This window comes from Sinorhizobium alkalisoli, from assembly GCF_008932245.1.
Lineage (GTDB): Bacteria > Pseudomonadota > Alphaproteobacteria > Rhizobiales > Rhizobiaceae > Sinorhizobium > Sinorhizobium alkalisoli.
This window is the reverse complement of sequence record NZ_CP034910.1, coordinates 1,215,562-1,232,374: the sequence shown is the minus strand read 5'-3', so window position 1 is coordinate 1,232,374 and position 16,813 is coordinate 1,215,562. Positions and strand designations below refer to the sequence as shown.

At 62.3% G+C, this 16,813-nt stretch carries 14 protein-coding genes and 4 pseudogenes; 10 read left to right on the top strand and 8 right to left on the bottom strand.

What is annotated here, in order from left to right:
* Positions 1-3: 3 nt before the first annotated feature.
* Positions 4-474, bottom strand: a complete 471-nt coding sequence (locus EKH55_RS23550; protein WP_069460047.1) for an Lrp/AsnC family transcriptional regulator — start codon at positions 472-474, stop codon at positions 4-6.
* Positions 475-592: 118 nt separating this feature from the next.
* On the opposite strand from EKH55_RS23550, the gene EKH55_RS23545 reads away from it, so the two are divergent.
* From EKH55_RS23545 to EKH55_RS23500, 10 genes and pseudogenes are all read left to right on the top strand, one after another.
* Positions 593-2,671: an alpha-ketoacid dehydrogenase subunit alpha/beta gene (locus tag EKH55_RS23545; protein WP_151613925.1), complete on the top strand. Its 2,079-nt coding sequence runs from the start codon at positions 593-595 to the stop codon at positions 2,669-2,671.
* Positions 2,672-2,673: 2 nt separating this feature from the next.
* The gene (locus EKH55_RS23540) at positions 2,674-3,861 is read left to right on the top strand and encodes a dihydrolipoamide acetyltransferase family protein (RefSeq protein WP_151613370.1); all 1,188 of its coding nucleotides are present in this window, start codon (positions 2,674-2,676) and stop codon (positions 3,859-3,861) included.
* A gap of 73 nt (positions 3,862-3,934) precedes the next feature.
* Positions 3,935-4,303, top strand: coding sequence for an ArsR/SmtB family transcription factor (locus EKH55_RS23535; protein WP_151613369.1), 369 nt, complete (start codon positions 3,935-3,937; stop codon positions 4,301-4,303).
* Positions 4,300-4,839, top strand: a complete 540-nt coding sequence (locus tag EKH55_RS23530) for an SRPBCC family protein (RefSeq protein ID WP_151613368.1) — start codon at positions 4,300-4,302, stop codon at positions 4,837-4,839. Before EKH55_RS23535 ends, EKH55_RS23530 begins: the two co-directional genes overlap by 4 nt.
* Before the next feature lie 74 nt (positions 4,840-4,913).
* A pseudogene (locus tag EKH55_RS23525) lies at positions 4,914-5,264 on the top strand (site-specific integrase); the annotation flags it as partial.
* 1,133 nt (positions 5,265-6,397) lie between these two features.
* The gene (locus EKH55_RS23520; RefSeq protein WP_151613367.1) at positions 6,398-6,991 is read left to right on the top strand and encodes a DUF6088 family protein; all 594 of its coding nucleotides are present in this window, start codon (positions 6,398-6,400) and stop codon (positions 6,989-6,991) included.
* A pseudogene (locus EKH55_RS23515) lies at positions 6,984-8,001 on the top strand (nucleotidyl transferase AbiEii/AbiGii toxin family protein). Before EKH55_RS23520 ends, EKH55_RS23515 begins: the two are co-directional and overlap by 8 nt.
* A gap of 23 nt (positions 8,002-8,024) precedes the next feature.
* Positions 8,025-8,168 (top strand): AAA family ATPase, encoded by a 144-nt coding sequence (locus EKH55_RS23510; protein ID WP_192803801.1) that lies wholly within the window; start codon positions 8,025-8,027, stop codon positions 8,166-8,168.
* Positions 8,169-8,727: 559 nt separating this feature from the next.
* Positions 8,728-8,904: pseudogene (locus tag EKH55_RS29840) on the top strand (MFS transporter); the annotation flags it as partial.
* A 79-nt stretch (positions 8,905-8,983) separates the two neighbouring features.
* A pseudogene (locus tag EKH55_RS23500) lies at positions 8,984-9,101 on the top strand (DUF899 family protein); the annotation flags it as partial.
* A gap of 71 nt (positions 9,102-9,172) precedes the next feature.
* Here the strand turns inward: EKH55_RS23500 and EKH55_RS23495 are convergent.
* From EKH55_RS23495 to EKH55_RS23465, 7 genes are all read right to left on the bottom strand, one after another.
* On the bottom strand, positions 9,173-9,607 hold the full coding sequence (locus tag EKH55_RS23495) for an OsmC family protein (protein WP_151613365.1): 435 nt from the start codon (positions 9,605-9,607) through the stop codon (positions 9,173-9,175).
* Positions 9,608-9,722: 115 nt separating this feature from the next.
* Positions 9,723-11,630 carry a bifunctional sugar phosphate isomerase/epimerase/4-hydroxyphenylpyruvate dioxygenase family protein gene (locus EKH55_RS23490; protein ID WP_151613364.1) on the bottom strand — a complete coding sequence of 636 codons (1,908 nt, stop codon included), beginning with the start codon at positions 11,628-11,630 and terminating at the stop codon, positions 9,723-9,725.
* 2 nt (positions 11,631-11,632) lie between these two features.
* On the bottom strand, positions 11,633-12,487 hold the full coding sequence (locus EKH55_RS23485) for a shikimate dehydrogenase family protein (RefSeq protein ID WP_151613363.1): 855 nt from the start codon (positions 12,485-12,487) through the stop codon (positions 11,633-11,635).
* 22 nt (positions 12,488-12,509) lie between these two features.
* Positions 12,510-14,024: a tripartite tricarboxylate transporter permease gene (locus tag EKH55_RS23480; RefSeq protein WP_246231851.1), complete on the bottom strand. Its 1,515-nt coding sequence runs from the start codon at positions 14,022-14,024 to the stop codon at positions 12,510-12,512.
* A gap of 3 nt (positions 14,025-14,027) precedes the next feature.
* Complete coding sequence (locus EKH55_RS23475; RefSeq protein WP_192803800.1) at positions 14,028-14,546, bottom strand: tripartite tricarboxylate transporter TctB family protein; 519 nt, start codon at positions 14,544-14,546, stop codon at positions 14,028-14,030.
* Between the two features lie 77 nt (positions 14,547-14,623).
* Positions 14,624-15,619 carry a Bug family tripartite tricarboxylate transporter substrate binding protein gene (locus EKH55_RS23470; protein ID WP_151613361.1) on the bottom strand — a complete coding sequence of 332 codons (996 nt, stop codon included), beginning with the start codon at positions 15,617-15,619 and terminating at the stop codon, positions 14,624-14,626.
* Positions 15,620-15,774: 155 nt separating this feature from the next.
* Positions 15,775-16,695, bottom strand: a complete 921-nt coding sequence (locus tag EKH55_RS23465; RefSeq protein ID WP_069461181.1) for a LysR family transcriptional regulator — start codon at positions 16,693-16,695, stop codon at positions 15,775-15,777.
* Between the last annotated feature and the right edge of the window lie 118 nt (positions 16,696-16,813).

Below are 16,813 nucleotides of genomic sequence, written 5' to 3'. Positions count from 1 at the left end.
CCGTCACACCGGAATGGCGGTGGAATATTTCACGCTCTTCAGCGCAAAATGGGAGGACGAATGCGCGACGGCCTCGTGCGTGAGAATGCCGCGCATCAGCAGTCGCTCGTAATCGGCGACATCCGCGACGACGACGCGCAGGAGATAATCCCAGTCCCCCGACATGGAACAGCATTCCAGCACCTCTTCGTGGCTCTCCACGAAGCGCTCGAAATTTTGCCGCGCGGCGGCATCGTGGGACTTCATCCGCACCTGGCAGAACACAGTCAGGCCTCGCCCGACCATCTGGGGATTGACGAGCCGGACGGTCCTGCCGAGCACGCCTGCCGTGTCCAGGGCCTTGATGCGCCGCCAGCAGGATGCCGGCGAGGCGCCGACGGCCTCGGCAAGCGCGGCATGGCTGATATCGGCCTGCTCCTGGAGTATCCTGAGAATTTTTCGGTCAACCACATCAAGATTGAACATACTCTTCACGATCCTCCCGAAAAGGAAATAGATTGATCAATTGCTATCGAAAAACACACAAGATTGAAACCGATTTGCACCGGCGACGGGTTATTCTTTCATTCAAGGCTTTTGGAGGAGTGAGATGATGGGCCAGCCAGCGCTGAAACACGATCGGCGGAACGCACCGGATGAGAGCATCGACTGGAGACGGGTCGTCCATCTCATGCTTCTGTCTCGCGAACTTGACGAGATGGAGGAAAAGCGTCTCGTCCCGGAAAAGAAGATCCTCTATCAGTTCTCCGCCCGCGGCCATGACCTGGCCCAGATCCTCTTGGGCCTGAACCTGACGGAACGGCACGACGCGGCCTGCGGCTATTATCGCTCGCGCCCGCTGCTTCTGTCATTGGGCGTCGATCCCGCCGATGCGCTCGGTTCGGCCATGGCGCGCGCGGGAGGCTATTCCGACGGCCGCGACATCGGCGTCGTCTTCAACTACCCAAATCCCCACGGTGCCTCGGCTCTGCCGATGTGCGGCGGGGTCGGCTCGCAATATACGCCGACGGCCGGATGGGCGCAGGCGATCACCTATTTCAGCAAGCAGCTCAAGGCTCGCGACTACGATAGCGCCATCGCCGTCGTCCTCGGCGGCGATGGCTCGGTGGCGTCCAATGGCTTCTGGTCGGCGCTGACCGTCGCCACCACGCAACGACTACCGATGCTCTTCTATATCGAAGACAACGGCTTCGGCATCTCGGTTCCCTCGGACTTCCAGACACCCAAGGGCAACATCGCCGCCAATCTCGCCGCCTGGAAGAACCTGACCGTTCTCGATGGTGACGGCTGCGATCCGGAAGCGGCCGCACGGCTGACGCGGGATGCGGTGGACCTGGTACGTGACGAACGGATGCCTGTCCTCTTGCGCCTTAAGGTGCCGCGACTCGAGGGACACAGCTTCCAGGACACGCAGGCCTACAAGAGCGAAGCGCTCGTCGAAAGCGAGTGGGCGCGGGATCCCCTGCCGCGGCTGAAGGATTACCTCGTACCGGCGGTCGTCAGTGAGGTGGAATGGAACGAGACCGTGGAGACTGCAAAGGCGGCCGCAGAACAGGCGCGTATCGAGGCCGAGTCCCGGCCGATCGCGGACCCCGAAACCGTCACCCGTAACGTCTTCTTCGAAGGCGCGATGCAAGCCATGGGCGGCCAGCATTGTGCCGGCTACCGGGCGCCCGAGACGAGCGATACACCCAAGACTGACGGCCAGCGGATCAACATGGCGACGGCGATCCGGCGCACGCTCGACCACGAGATGTCGATCAACGAGCGGGTCGTGCTGTTTGGCGAGGACATCGGCGTCAAGGGTGGCGTCCATGGCGTAACGCTCGGCCTGCAGGAAAAATACGGAGACGCCCGCGTTTTCGACACATCTCTTTCCGAGGAGGGCATTGTCGGCCGTGCGGTCGGCATGGCGCTTGCCGGCCTCGTTCCCGTCCCCGAGATCCAGTTCCGCAAATATGCGGAGCCTGCCATCGAACAGATCAATGATTGCGGTACGATGCGCTGGCGGACGAACAATCGTTTCGCCGCACCGATCGTGCTCCGCATGCCGGGCGGCTACTTCAAATGCGGAGACCCCTGGCACAGCCAGACGAATGAAGTCGCCTTCGTGCATCAGCCCGGCTGGAAGGTTGCGGTCCCGTCCAATGCCGAGGACGCGGTCGGGCTCCTGCGCAGCGCATTGCGCGGCAATGATCCGGTAATTTTCTTCGAGCACCGTGCCATGCTCGACCATCCCTGGGCGCGGCGCCCCTATCCGGGCGACGCCTTCGCACTGCCGTTCGGCAAGGCGAAGTTCACACGACGCGGCAAGGACATCACAATCATTGCCTGGGGTGCCATGGTGCCCCGCTGCGAGGAGGCCGCGGAGGGGCTGTCAGCCGACGTGATCGATCTCCGGACGCTGATGCCCTGGGACAGCGAGGCCGTCCTTTCTTCCGTCAGGAGCACCCGCCGTTGCCTGATCGTCCATGAGGACCTGGGCACGGGCGGCTTCGGCGCGGAAATCGCCGCCACGGTTGCGGACGAAGCCTTCATCGACCTGGACGCCCCGGTTTCCCGGCTGACCATGCCGGACATTCCAAGCCCCCACAACCCGGTTCTACTCGACTGGGCGGTGCCCTCGACCGAGCGCATCCGCCAGAAACTCACGGACCTACTGGAGTATTGAGCATGGGGCAACTCATCGACGTCAACGCCCCGCTCGAGCAGGAAGGCACGAGGGCGGTCGTACGCAACTGGCTCAAGAAGCTCGGCGAGAGCGTGAACTCTGGCGACCCGCTGGTCGAACTCGAAACGGACAAGGTGACCCAGGAAGTCGCCGCCCCGGCCGATGGCGTGTTGGCGGAAATCCTCATGGAGAACGGCGACAGCGCCACGCCGGGCGCCATCCTCGGTCGCATCGAGGGCGCCGAGCCGCGACCAAGGCAGGCTGCCGTCTCCGCAACGGCCTCAACGGAAACATCGTCCGGCACTGAAGACGAGCGGCATTTCTCGCCCGCCGTACGGCATGCGGCGCAGACATATGGTCTCGATCCGACGACCATTGCCGGCACCGGCCGGGACGGCCGCGTCACCCGGGCGGATATGGACCGGGCGTTTGCGGCAAAGTCGGCGCGCCGAACGCCAGAGCCCGCCTTGCCCGACGGCGCGGGTACGACCACCCCCTCGCGTCGCGTTGCGCACAGCGATATGCGCACAGCGATTGCCGCCCACATGCAGCAATCTATGGCGACCGCACCGCATGTGACGGCCGTGTTCGAAGCCGACTTTTCCGCGGTCATGCGCCACCGCAACGAGCACAAGGCGAGGTTCGCGGCCGAGGGCGTCAACCTTACCTACACCGCCTATGTGGTTTCGGCCTCAGTCGCCGCCATGCGAGCGGTCCCGGAGGTCAACAGTCGCTGGCACGACGATGCGCTGGAAATTTTCGAAGACGTCAATATCGGCATCGGCACCGCTCTTGGGGAGAAAGGCCTGATCGTTCCGGTGGTCCACCGGGCGCAACACCTCTCTCTTTCCGAGATTGCCGGCAAGCTGCAGGATCTGACGGCGCGCGCTCGCGCGAACGCGCTTGAACCCGCCGACGTGAAAGGCGGCACCTTCACCATCTCCAACCATGGCGTCTCCGGTTCATTGCTGGCGGCCCCCGTCATCATCAACCAACCGCAATCGGCGATTCTCGGTGTTGGAAAATTGGAAAAGCGCGTGGTCGTTCGCGAAGTCGACGGCGTCGACACCATCCAGATCCGGCCAATGGCCTATGTCTCGCTGACCATAGACCACCGCTCACTCGACGCGCACCAAACCAATTCCTGGCTGACGCATTTCGTTCAGGCGCTCGAAAGCTGGTCCGGCTGATCGCATTCGCCCGAAATTAAATCATTCAACCACATGGTTGACTATCTCTGCTCATGCACATATATTCAACCACATGGTTGAATTAGAAGCACATCGGATGAATTCCGTCTTTCATGCCCTCGGCGACGCCACGCGTCGGCGGATGCTGCGGGACCTCAGCCGTGGCGAGCGAACGGTCAGCGAACTCGCGGAACCGTTCGCGATTTCGCTCGCAGCCGCCTCGAAGCACATCAAGGTTCTCGAGAATGCCGGCCTGATTCGCCGTGAGGTGCGCGGCCGCACGCACTTGTGCCGTCTGGAGCCCGGGCCGCTTGCGAGCGCCCACCAGTGGCTGAGCTTCTACGAGCCGTTCTGGAGCGGTCGTCTCGACCTGCTCGAACAGCTTCTCCGCGAGGAGAACGCAGGCAAATCCCCAAGCCCCGGAAAAGGAGATGACAAATGACGGAACTCGTAACTCTGGATGCCTATGGCACGCTGATCGAACCGACGACTTTGAAGATTCAGCGCTTTCTGCCTGCCACCATCGAGCGTGTCTGGGCCTATCTCACCGAGAGCGACCTTCGTCGACGATGGCTGGCGGCAGGTGAAATGGAGATGAAGGCCGGTTCACCTTTCGAATTCGTCTGGCGAAACGACGAACTCACAGATCCGCCTGGGGAGCGGCCGTCGGGCTTCGCCGAGGAGCACCGGATGCAGAGCCGGATCGTCGAACTCGATCCGCCACGAAAGCTCGTCATCGCCTGGGGTGCAAATGGTGACGGTGAAGTCTCTTTCGAACTCGAGCCGCGCGGCGCGGGCGTGCTGCTCACGCTCACCCATCGCCGCCTGCCCGACCGAAACGTCATGCTGAAGGTCGCAGCCGGTTGGCACATGCATCTCGACATTCTCGTTGCGCGCGCCGCCGACACCGGGACGGAACCATTCTGGGACGGCTGGAGCCGCCTGCACGGCGAATATGACGAGCGGCTGCCGGCATGATCACAGGCATCAGTAGCTCAAAAGGAGAGAAATGATGATCCTCCGCAAAACCGGAACACGCGGAGAGTGGTTTGCCGCCCGGCTGCCTGTCGATCCGCCTCGGCCGCACCAAGACGACGACGGCTGACGACCACGAGCATGTGCTCTTGATCGGCCGGCCGGTGAGCGCCTTGAAACGCTGGCTGGAGGCCGGGATCAGCCCGGTTTCCGGCGCATCGATACGCGCGAAATTGGCCGGGCTCGATCCGGCGCTGTTTTCGGCGCAGGGCTTGAGATCCGGCCATCTGACCGAGGCCGCAAACCGCGGCATCTCCCTGCCCGAGGCGATGCAGCAGTCATTGCACAAGTCGGTGACCCAAGCGGCAAGTTATTACAACAACCCGGAGCGCAAGAACGGGCGAGCGGCACGGCTGCTTTCGCAGTAGGAATTGGATGCAGCCGGTGTTCTGCCGTGCGGGTACGGGCGTCCTTCGAACGGATCGGCTTGAAGACCTTGAAGATCTTGGGCTTGAGTCGAGGAGGTCGCGACGGCCTCGGGATCGACCCCGCTTTCCGCATGTCCAGGTCGTTACCGCCGCACACGAAAACGGCACATTCAATTTTGCTTTCGTTTTAGGCAGACATTGACTATATGGATTTCAGTCGATGCGAGTTCCCTCCCATCGCATCCGGGACAGCGCCTATTGGCCGCGTCCGACTTAACCTGCCTGAGATGTGAAGTCAGCGGCAGGTTTTTTTTCCGCCAGAACGGAAGCGGTCACCTACAACCCGGGCAAACGGTGGTTTTTGAGCCGAGTCGCTGCAGCGAGCGCCCTCAAGAGGCGTTCGAATGCCAACGATCTGATGTGTCGATGAATGCGATTCCATCACACGTTCAAGCGACATGTCATCGCCATCGACATTTCCGAAGATCAATTCGGCCGGAAGAGGAAACCTCAGCATGCCGTTCCGGCCGGGCCGACCCTATAACGATCTGTCATGCAGGGAGCTCTCGCCGGAGATGGGATCGCGCTGGGCAGGGATTTTTCGGCTCAGTTGTTGCTTCGGAACAATCTCCTCGTGAAACCACTGGACGTTCAGTGCGGACGGGAGGAGCGTTTTTCCTAGGTGCCAACGAACGAAGAACCAAACAGGAGAAGCCCAACATTCTCGTTGAGTGGCTTCTCTCCCAGACTGCGGACCTACGCTGCAACGGCAGTCTTTCGGCGCACCTAAATGCATCCGCTGTCCGGTGTTGGCGCACACGCCGGTCGTTCGAGTTGGCCGCAGCAGGCGACCGCTTCCCACCCGAAAGGTCAATTCTAAGAGGATTACCATTGGGCCGTCTGAAGGCTGAGCGCTGCGGCTTGGAGGGTGGCATTTGGGAGAAAGGCAATGTCTAGCTGGAACTCGGGCCGAATTATCGGTCAGAAGCCTGGGGCTGATCCCAAACATTGACCTGATTGTCGCGCAAAAGCTTCCCGCGCGGCCTTCTCGACAACGCGCTCTCCACGTGGCCGAAGCAAGGGTGGTTGAGAACTGTCAGAAAACCGCGTATATTTCTGACAGGAGATTGGCCATGCAGCGCTTGACCCAACAGATTCTTGAGCATGCGAAGCGCCTGCCGGAGGGCACGCCCGTCGCGGCCAAAAGCTTGCTTCACCTTGGCACTCGCGCCGCGGTGGACCAGGCCTTGTCACGCCTAGCCGAGCGGGGACAACTGATCCGGGCCGGGCGCGGTGTTTACCTGCTGCCGGTCACAAGCCGGTTCGGCACCCGAGCGCCGTCAGTGGAACAGGCGCTCGAGGCGCTCGCCGTCCAGCGCGGCGAGATCATCGTCTCGACCGGTGCGGCCGCTGCCAACAGTCTCGGGCTTACGACACAGGTGCCGGTCCGCTCGGTCTATCTAACGTCGGGGCGCACCAGGAAGATGAGCTTCGGCAAGCAGATCGTCGAGCTTCGCCACGCGCCGCGCTGGCAGCTCGCCATGCCGCATCGGCCAGCGGGTCAGGCGGTGCGAGCGCTTGCCTGGCTCGGACCGGAGAAAGCCGAGTCTGCCCTCAAGACCCTGAAGCGGAAGCTTCCGCCCGCTGCTTTCAGCGAACTGGTGGCAGCGGCGCCTCAGCTTCCGACCTGGCTCGCGCGCAGCGTGGGGAAGGTCGCGCATGCCTGACGCCTTCCTCCTCCTTCCGGCCGAGGATCGCCGGGAAGCACTGGGCGTCGCTGCCGACCGCTCGGGCCGACCGGCGCATCTTCTTGAGAAGGATGCGTGGGTGGTGTGGGCGCTGGCGACGCTCTGCGGCTCGCCGCTGGGCGAATATCTGGTCTTCAAGGGTGGCACCTCGCTTTCGAAAGCCCCTGGCGTCATCCGGCGGTTTTCCGAAGACGTGGACCTGACCTACGACCTCCGCGCGGTCGCGCCCGACCTCGTCGGCGACAACGGGGAAGCGCTGCCGAAGACGCGAAGCGAAGAAAAGCGCTGGACGAGCGAGGTGCGCAAGCGCCTGCCGGAATGGTGGCGGGAGCCGTTCAGCCGGTCATCGCCGAAGCATTGGCGGGTGGGGCCCTGCCAGCGGCGATCCGGATCGACGGCGAGAAGCTCTTCATCGACTATGAGGCGACGACGACGACCGGATCGGGCTAGTGGCGCCGAGCGTCATGCTGGAATTCGGCGCGCGGTCAACGGGCGAGCCCGCAAGTCCGCGCGACGTTACCTGCGATGCGGCCGGGCTAGTGGATGGCGTGGTCATTCCAACCGCTCGGCCACGAGTCATGCATGCCGAGCGGACCTTCTGGGAAAAGGCGACCGCGATCCACGTCTTCTGCCTTCAGGAACGGCTGCGCGGCGATCGTTTCGCGCGTCATTGGTATGACGTGGCGCGCCTCGATGAAGCGGGCTTTGCGCTCGCTGCTTTCGCTGACCGCGAGTTGGCTAATGCCGTGGCGCGCCATAAGACGATGTTCTTCGCCGAGAAGGCCGCCGACCGCTCTCAGATCGACTACGCGGCAGCTGTGAACGGCGGCTTGCAACTCGTGCCAGTTGGCGATGGCGCGAAAGCTCTCGCAGAAGATTACGCGAGGATGGTCGATGACGGCCTTCTTCTCGAGGAAGCCGAACCGTTCGATGCGCTCATGGCCCATTGCGCCGACATCGCCATACGAGCCAACGGCTCGGCAGGATAAGAAAAACGGGGTGGGAGGCGACGGTGTACATTTCCGAAATCTACGCGAGCGGCTTCCGGTGCTTCGACCCGACCGCCCCGTTGCAGTTGAAGCTCTCGTCCGGTCTCAGTATTCTTGTGGGGCCGAACGACGCTGGTAAGAGCGCGATTCTCGACGCCGCCCGCTAGTTCTTTGGACGCGCGGCGACGATTATATCCGCCCGGACGAACACGACTTCCATGTCGGCAGGGACGGCACGCGTGGTTGCGACTTCATCGCGCTGCACCTTCGACGATCTCAGTGCTGACGAAGAGGCTCGGTTTCAAAGGGACAGTTCCTGACTGTCATGACAAAGATGCTGCAGGGCTGCTCAAGGCCTGCAAACTCATCCCGCTTCGGTTCAGCCAACTCGAAACGGCCTGATGTGTCGTGCGGACATCTGGCGCGACCGCTCCTTTCCGATCGCTACGCCAGACGCCAGGACTTCGTTGGCGGACGTGAAAGTCCGGCCCAAAGCGGCCGCCTGGTCTCCAAACTTTCGAGATACTCGCAGGAACAAGTCCGAAGATCCAGCGTGCGCGAATTATCCCATGCCGCTGGAGCTGGGCGCCCGTCCGAACCTGGTCCGATCATTCCACTCACTCCATAGCGCAATAGCGAGCCAGACGCCGACATAGATCGCCCCTGCTGCCGCCACGATCTCCCCTGGGATCGGTCCCACATTGGCAATCCGCGTCTTCTGGAGACAGCAAAACGTCTGTGCCGCGAAGCCTTGCCGCGGCAGCTAGCCCTGCGCTTGCAGGTGCTCTGTTCGCAGCGTCATCTCGGGCCCGGCTGCTCCTTATCTGCGCCGCACTGAAGATCACCTACGACCTTTTACTGCTGCTGCAGTTCCGGCACGTCAAACCCCCTGAGGAATGCTAACCTCGCGCGTTTCGAAGTGCTGCGAAAAGCGATTATCGCATAAGAACCGCACCCCAAGGGGAGCGAGGAGCCCTGGTGCTATTCCACCTATGCGCGCGGATTGGACGCCCTCTGGGGCATGCATCAGTGGCTCGACCGTGCCGCCGAAAGGGCGCAACAAGACGGGCGTCTGGTGGCGCCGCCATGATGAAGCTTAGCGCATCGAGCTTTGTGCGTCTGAAAAGCCGCGCGGCGCTCCAGGCATCCGCAAATCCGCGGCGGCGACGCTTCAGGTCGCCGCCGTCCCGGCCGTATTGACCACCTCGAAATCGTGGGTGATCGCAGCCGTCTTGGCGAGCATCGCCGAGGCCGAGCAATATTTCTCGAGCGACAAGCCAATGGCACGCTCGACCTTGTGCCTCGCCAGGTTTCGTCCCTTGACCACGAAATGCATATGGATGCGGGTGAAGACCTTCGGCTCCTGCTCTGCCCGATCCGCGTCGATCTCGACGACGCAATCCTCGATCGCCTCGCGGCCCTTTTCGAGGATGTGGACGACATCGTAGGCCGAGCAGCCTCCCGTGCCGATCAGCACCAGTTCCATCGGGCTCGGCCCCGGCTTCTGCCCCTCGGGTCCAAAAGCCGTACCGAGCACAACATTGTGCCCGCTCTCGGACCGGCCGACGAACGTCCGATCCTCAATCCATTTGACACGCGCCTTCATAGTTCTCCTCCGACAATGAGGCGCCCATCATAGTTCGGGCGAAGGTGAGAATCTGCACCCTTCAACAAGTGCGCACGCGTTTTCCTGACCGTGTCGAGCGCGCCAGAGGTCCGGGTTACCCGATGAGCGGCATTCCCGCGGGCCGGAGCGAGCGCTTCTGCGCGGCAATGCGGAAGGGCGCATTGCCAGCGCCATAGCCACGGTACCCGCCGCGGCGCTCGACGATCTCGAAGAAGAAGCCTTCACCGAAGGTCGGTCCATAGAGCTGGAAGAACTCGCCCTTCTCGTCGCGGTCGTAGAGAATGTTCTCTAAGCGCAGACGATCGGTGAAGGCGGGATCGAGACCGAAGCGCGCTTCGATATCGTCATAATAATTGCGCGAAATCGACAATGGCCGGAAGCCCGTCTGCTTGAGCGCCGCAGCGGTTGCAAAAATGTCCGTCGTGGCGAATGCGAGGTGCTGAATGCCGGGGCCGAAACTCTCGGCGATGAAATGACCCGCGAAAGTGTTGCGGTTTTCGGCGCCGTTCATCGTCAGACGCAGCGAGCCCTGCTCGTTATCGACGACCTGGCTGCGGACCAGGCCCGATGGATCGACAATATCGACCATCGGCGATTTCGTGGTCTTGAAGATGGCGGTGTAGAAGAGCAGCCACGACAGCATCTCTTCCGCCTTCATCGTTTGCGCCACGTGGTCGATGGCGACGAGGCCTGCTCCCGCCGGACAAGCGGCCTCGGGAAGCGCGTCGAACTCGGCCTCCCAGATGCGCGCAGTCTCGCCGACGTCATCGACGAAATAGATGAGCCCGCCGCCGACGCCGCGAATGGCCGGCATGGCAACATCCGCCGATGAGCGCCGCTGCTCGAAGGGTTCCGCACCGAGCGCCTTGGCGCGCTCGACCGCCGCCGCGGCATTGTCCACCTTCAGGCCCATTGCATAGGCGCAGGTGCCGTGGACAAGGTAGGCGGAATGGGCGAAGCCCTCCTGCTCCGCATTGACGACGATGTTGATGCCACCCTTCCCCGGCACCTGCCGCCAGAGCGTCACCGCCTTGCTTCGGTGTCGGGCTGCCGGGATAAAGCCCATGGTGGCGAGCACGGCGTCGAGTTCTGCCGCTTCGTCGTCATCGGTTGCGAACTCGATGAATTCGACGCCGAGGACATTCGCCCGGTCCGGCATATTCGGCAGCGCCACCTTGGCTTCCGGTTCGGCCCGCTTGACCTGGTCCATGAGATAGATGAGCGAGCGATGCCCGTCTTCGGCGATCGCCTTGGCCGATCCGCCACGGAACTGGTCGTTGAAGATTTCGAGGGAGATCGCGCCGGCATAGCCGGTGGCGACGACTGCCCGCATGAAGTCTGTGACAGCAAGATCGCCTTCCCCCGGCATGTTGCGGAAATGGCGGCTCCAATAGAGCAGATCCATGTCGATCAGCGGTGCATCTGCGAGCTGCACGATGAAGATCTTGTCGCCAGGGATCGAGCGGATCGAGTTGACGTCGATCTTGCGGGCAAAGGTGTGGAAGCTGTCGAGGATCAGGCCGATACTCGGATGATCGGCGCGGCGCACGATTTCCCAGGCGTCGCGGTGGTCGCTAATGTGACGCCCCCAGGCGAGCGCCTCATAGCCGACGCGCAGCCCGCGCCGGGCCGCCCGCTCGCCGAGCTCGCGAAGGTCTTCGGCCGCCCGGTCGATGCCACCAATCGCAAGCGGCGAGACATTGGAGCACACCAGCATCAGGTCCGTGCCGAGTTCCTGCATCACATCGAACTTCCGTTCGGCCCGGTCGAAGGCGCGGGAGCGATGCGGCTCCGGCATGCCCTCGAAATCACGGAACGGCTGGAACAGCGTGACCTCCAGCCCGTGCTCGCGGACCATTTTCCCGACTTCGGCCGGCGATCCGTCATGGGTCAGGAAATCATTCTCGAAGATCTCGACGCCGTCGAAGCCTGCCGCGGCGACCGCGGCGAGTTTTTCCTGAAGCGTGCCGCTGATGGAGACGGTGGCGATCGAGGTCTTCATGCCTATGTCCTCGTTTGCGATTCCGGCTCAGCCAGAACTACACGCAGAGCCGCGGCATCGACCTCCGTTCCGATGAAATAGCGGAAAGCGTCGACACCCTGGTGAAAGAAGAGTTCATAGCCGCTGATGATCGAAAGACCCGCTGCGCGCGCATCGGAGAGAAACTCTGTCTCGACCGGCGTGTAGACGGCATCGAACGCCCAGCGCTGGCGCCCGATCAGGGCGTTTGGAATGGCGGTTCCCGCATAGCCTACCATGCCAACCGGCGTGCAATTGACGAGACCGTCGGCCGCGACCACCGCCTCTTCGATCGAGGGAACGAGTTCGACCGGCATCTCGACGGCCGCAGCTTCAAGCGAGGAGGAGAGCGCCTCTGCTTTCGCCTGATCGCGATCGAAGATGAGCAGCCGCTTGCAGCCGAGCGCTGCAAGCCCGAAGGCGACTGCTTTTCCGACACCGCCCGCCCCGGCCATCGCGACCGTCCCGGCCGTCGCGTCGGGGAAGGCCTCCCGGAAGGCGCTTACAAAGCCGGTATAGTCGGTGTTGTAGCCGGAAGGCGGAACCCTGTCGAAGACCACCGTGTTGCAGGCACCGATGGCAGCGATCGCCGGATCCGGCATGTCCAACAGCGGAACCACGCGTTCCTTGTAGGGATAAGTGATATTGATCCCGCGGAAGCCTTCGCTGAGGCAGCGATCGAAAACCGTCTCGAAATCCTCGCCACGATCGGCGGGGATCAGCCGTTCATAGGTCACGTCGAGTCCGCAGAGCCTGCCGGCCGCAACATGCAGCCGCGGCGACTGCGACCGGGTGATGTTGTCGCCGATGAGACCTAGCCGAATGGTTGCGTCCGACATAGCTTCTGCCTTGTGTTGGCCCTCAGCCCCTGCCGAGGCGTGGAGACGCATGCATCTTGATCGCCCTCCACACGGGCGTTTGGCTGAGGAGGATGAGAACGATGGCAAGGAACAGGACCGCCGAAAGCGGGCTCGTGATCATGCCATAGAAGAAGGCCGGCAGACTTTCCTGTTCCGAGATGATGGCGCGGCGCCAATTGTCGTCCATGAGGCGGCTCAGGATGATGCCGAGCACGACCGGGCCGACCTGATAGCCATAGAGCTTCATGAAGTAGCCGAGCACCCCGAAACCGAGCATCCACCAGACATCCGACAGCGAGTTGTTGATCGAATAGGCGCCGACCACGCTCAGGAGCAGGATGAGCGGGAAGAGCACCCCCTTGGGACACTCGATGATCTTCGTAAAGACCTTGATGCCCGTCAGGCCGAAGACCAGCAGAAGGATGTTGGCGAGCGTCAGGTTGCCGACCGTGAACCAGAACATGTCCGGCTTTTCGATGAGCAGCAGCGGACCTGGATTGAGGCCGTGGATGAAGAGCGCGCCGATGATGACCGCGGTTACCGCATCGCCTGGAATGCCAAGCGTCAGCATCGGGATATAGGCGCCGCCGACGGCTGCATTATTGGCCGACTCAGGGGCGACCAGGCCTTCCTTTGCTCCCTGGCCGAAGGGTACTTCGGGGTTCTGGGTCACCCTCTTGGCATGATCATAGGCCATCAGCGCGGCGATGTCGCCGCCGGTGCCCGGCAGCGCGCCGATGATGACCCCGATCGCCGAGGTCTGTAGGCTGAGCGGCAGATATTTCTTGAGGTCGGAGAAGGACGGAATGATCTTGTCCACCTTCTGCTTGACCGCGGCCAGGTGCAGGTTGTGAAGCTGCAGCAGCGCCTCGGAGACGCCGAAGAGGCCGATCATCAGCGCGACCGGGGAAATACCGTTCATCAGTTCGACCGAACCGAATGTGAAGCGCTGTTCCGCGGTCATCGGATCGAGGCCGACCGTGCCGAGCAGCATGCCGAACGCGCCGGCGAAGATGCCCTTGGCGAGGCTCTCGCCCGACAAGGAGCCGACGAGCAGGATACCCATGACGGCGAGCAGCATATAGTCGCGCGGTTGGAACAGGATCGCGAATTCGCTGACGACCGGGGCACCCGCCGCCAGGACGATGATGCCGACGAAGCCGCCGAAGAACGACATGACCGTGGAAAGGCCGATGGCGTTCCCGGCCTCGCCCTTCTTCGCCATAGGGTAGCCGTCGAGTGCGGTGGCGATCGCCGCCGGCGCGCCCGGTATATTGAGCAGGATGGCGGTGCGCGAACCGCCATAGACGCCACCCATGAAGATGCCGTTCATCAGCGCCAGCGCGTGATTGACCTCCCAGCCGAAGGTGAAGGAGATCAGGATGGACACCGCCATGGTGACGGATAGTCCCGGAATGGCTCCGATATAAATGCCCGCTGCGGTGCCGACGGCCGTGAGCGCTAGCAACTCCGGCTGCAGCCAGGAAGCGAAGAGATAGGAGAGCGCGTCCATCATGGCTTATTTGCTCCCCGCAAAGAAATCACCGAGTGCCGCGAGGATCGCGCGTTCGGGAATGATGCCCTCCGGCAGCACGACCTGAAAAACCACGCGGAAGATGACATAGACGCCCGTGATCGAAGCGACGGTCAATAGAAGCGTCCGGCCGATCCGACCCCGCTCCAGGTACCAGATCGATACCAGCAGGAACAGGAAGGAGGCCAGGAGGAAGCCCAGCGACTTGAGCGTGATGGAGTAGGCGAGAATGAAGAGACTGAAGACCAGGACAGCCGGCGGCAGGACTTCGCTCCGGAAGCCGCTCCAGCCACCGCCGGGAGAGGCAAGCTTCAACGAGCGGAAAAGAACGACAGCCGAAGCGATGATCATGATGGCGCTCATCGCCATCGGAAAGGCTCCGGCGGAACTCAAGGCCGAGAAGCCGGAAATCTGATAGGCCTGCCAGAACATGAACAGGCTGAAGCCGAACAGGGCGGCGTTGAAGGCGATTTCGCCTGGGCGCCTGTTTGTGTGCGCTTGCATGATATTTCTCCTCCCCATCCGGCGGGAGGCCTTCCCGCCGGGCCTGGATACGGCCCGGCGAACCGGACCGTTCTTGATCAGGGCTTCGCGATACCGAATTCTTCCGGGGATTTCTTTGCGATGCCGGCATCATAGACCACCCAGGCGGTCGTCGACTGCCACTTCTTCAGGAAAGCGTCCGCTTCGTCGCCGGAGATGTTGAGCGAGACATAGCCGCGGTCGTCAAGAAGCTTCTGGAACTCCGCGGCCTCCGCGCCGGTCTTGAAAGCCTCGACCAGCTTGGCCTTGATCTCGTCCGGCGTATCGCGCTTGACGAAAACGCCGAAGAACGGCCCCCATGGCAGGAGCTTCTTGAACTCCGGATAGTCGGCAACGATCGGCTTCGCATCGGGCAGAACCGGGCTTGCCTCGAGATCGAAGATACCGAGGATCTTGATGCGCCCGGCCTTCACATGTTCTGCGGCAGCGCCGAGCACGGCGGGCATGAAGTCGACCGCGCCGCCCTGCATGGCCGTCAGCGCCGGGCCGTCTCCGTCAAAGGGCACCGCCGTGACCTTGAAGTCGAGCTGGGTGGACATCATGCCACCCACGACCGAGGGAAGGCCGCCGGGGCCGGTCGAACCCATCTTCACCTTGCCGGGATTGGCTTGCACGTAGTCGACAAGTTCCTTGATCGTATTGAAGGGCGCGTCGTTGTTGGCGACGAGCACCGGAACGCCGCGGGCGAGCACGTTCACCGGGTAGAAATCGGCGTAATCGAGGTCGGACAGCCCCATCACCTTGTAAAGCTGGGGGTTTTCCGCGCTCATCAGCAGCGTGTAGCCGTCGGAGGGCTGGCTTGCGACGAACTGGGTGGCGATGGCCCCGACGCCGCCGGTCTTGTTGATCATCACAATGCTGCGGCCGAGCACCTTTTCGGCATGCGGCGCAACCGAGCGCATCACGAGATCAGTGCTGCCGCCGGCACCCCATTGAATGATGCCCTGAATATCCTGTTCGGGATAGTCGGCAGCCGACGCCGAGCCGACGAAAAGCGCTAGGGCGGCGACCGCCCCCATAAGTTTACCAAGCATGTTTTCCTCCCATTGGATGCCGGTGACCGAACACGCCGCCCATTCCTCGGATCGGCGGAAGTTCTTTTCATTGCCGTGGGGCAAGGTCCATTCATGATTGTCAAGTTTATCGGCATAACGCAAATACCAATTTTTTTGCGATCCATGCTCTTTCGTTATGCATTCGCGTGTCCATGGGCCTTGCGGATGTAGTCCTCCATCACACGGCGCAGCATGGTGACGAAGCTCTCGGCATAGCTCGAGAGTGCGGCATCGGAACGGTACGCCACATAGGTCTGAAAATCCGTTTTTTCGCTGATCGGGATAATGGCGAGGCCCTGGTCCGTCATGTCGGCGACGGTGAAGGCGTCGATCACCGCGATACCGAGGTTCTGCTTGACCAGTGCGCAGACGGTCGTCCCGAAGCGGGCGCGGATCGAGATCCGGTAATCCAACTTCTCCCGCTCGAAGATGCCGGCCATGATCGCGCCATAGGGGTCTTTCGGATCGATGCCGATCAGGGCATGTTCGGCGATTTCGCGTGGAGAAATGGCGGTCCGCGAGGCGATCGGGTGATCCTTCGAGGCGATGCAAACCAATCGACCCTTGGCCAACGGCTCGAAAGTGATGGAAGGATGCTCGAAGAAATAGCTCATGACGACCACCTCGCCGCGTGCCAGCATCAGATAGTCAATCGCCTCCTCGATCTTCAGGATTTCGAAGTTCACGAGGATATCGGGATAGTGGCGCCTAAGCACCGCGACGGCATGCGGCACCATGACATTGGCGATGCTGGGCACCGCGCCGAGCGCAAGCTCGACGCCGCGGCCACGCTCGAGTTGCCCGATCGAGACCTGGAGGTCCTCGACCTTGCGATGGACCTCCTGCAATTGCGTGAAAATGTCCCGAGCCTCGCTCGTCGGCACATAGCGGCCCGCCTTCTTCACGAAGAGCTTGATGCCGAGGGAACTCTCTATGTGCTTCATCGTACGGCTGACGCCGGGCTGGGTCACGTTCATCAGCCTCGCAGCGCCCGCGATCGTCCCCGCTACCATGACAGACCGGATCACTTCGATCTGTCGCAACGTCAGCGTCATGCGAACCCTCCCCCCTCGCCGACTGCATGTCTGCCTGGATCGACTCCAAGGCGGCATGCAGCAATTCAAAGTGCCACAGCGACCTTGGCTCGTGGACAGCGACGCTGCAGGTGTCGGC

Bases quoted from the DNA above. Each gene is read 5' to 3' on its own strand.
- EKH55_RS23475 (WP_192803800.1), bottom strand. From the start codon at position 14,546: ATGCAAGCGCACACAAACAGGCGCCCAGGCGAAATCGCCTTCAACGCC.
- EKH55_RS23490 (WP_151613364.1), bottom strand. From the start codon at position 11,630: ATGAAGACCTCGATCGCCACCGTCTCCATCAGCGGCACGCTTCAGGAA.
- EKH55_RS23540 (WP_151613370.1), top strand. From the start codon at position 2,674: ATGGGGCAACTCATCGACGTCAACGCCCCGCTCGAGCAGGAAGGCACG.
- EKH55_RS23530 (WP_151613368.1), top strand. From the start codon at position 4,300: ATGACGGAACTCGTAACTCTGGATGCCTATGGCACGCTGATCGAACCG.
- EKH55_RS23480 (WP_246231851.1), bottom strand. From the start codon at position 14,024: ATGATGGACGCGCTCTCCTATCTCTTCGCTTCCTGGCTGCAGCCGGAG.
- EKH55_RS23545 (WP_151613925.1), top strand. From the start codon at position 593: ATGGGCCAGCCAGCGCTGAAACACGATCGGCGGAACGCACCGGATGAG.
- EKH55_RS23495 (WP_151613365.1), bottom strand. From the start codon at position 9,607: ATGAAGGCGCGTGTCAAATGGATTGAGGATCGGACGTTCGTCGGCCGG.
- EKH55_RS23520 (WP_151613367.1), top strand. From the start codon at position 6,398: ATGCAGCGCTTGACCCAACAGATTCTTGAGCATGCGAAGCGCCTGCCG.
- EKH55_RS23535 (WP_151613369.1), top strand. From the start codon at position 3,935: ATGGTTGAATTAGAAGCACATCGGATGAATTCCGTCTTTCATGCCCTC.
- EKH55_RS23485 (WP_151613363.1), bottom strand. From the start codon at position 12,487: ATGTCGGACGCAACCATTCGGCTAGGTCTCATCGGCGACAACATCACC.
- EKH55_RS23470 (WP_151613361.1), bottom strand. From the start codon at position 15,619: ATGCTTGGTAAACTTATGGGGGCGGTCGCCGCCCTAGCGCTTTTCGTC.
- EKH55_RS23465 (WP_069461181.1), bottom strand. From the start codon at position 16,695: ATGACGCTGACGTTGCGACAGATCGAAGTGATCCGGTCTGTCATGGTA.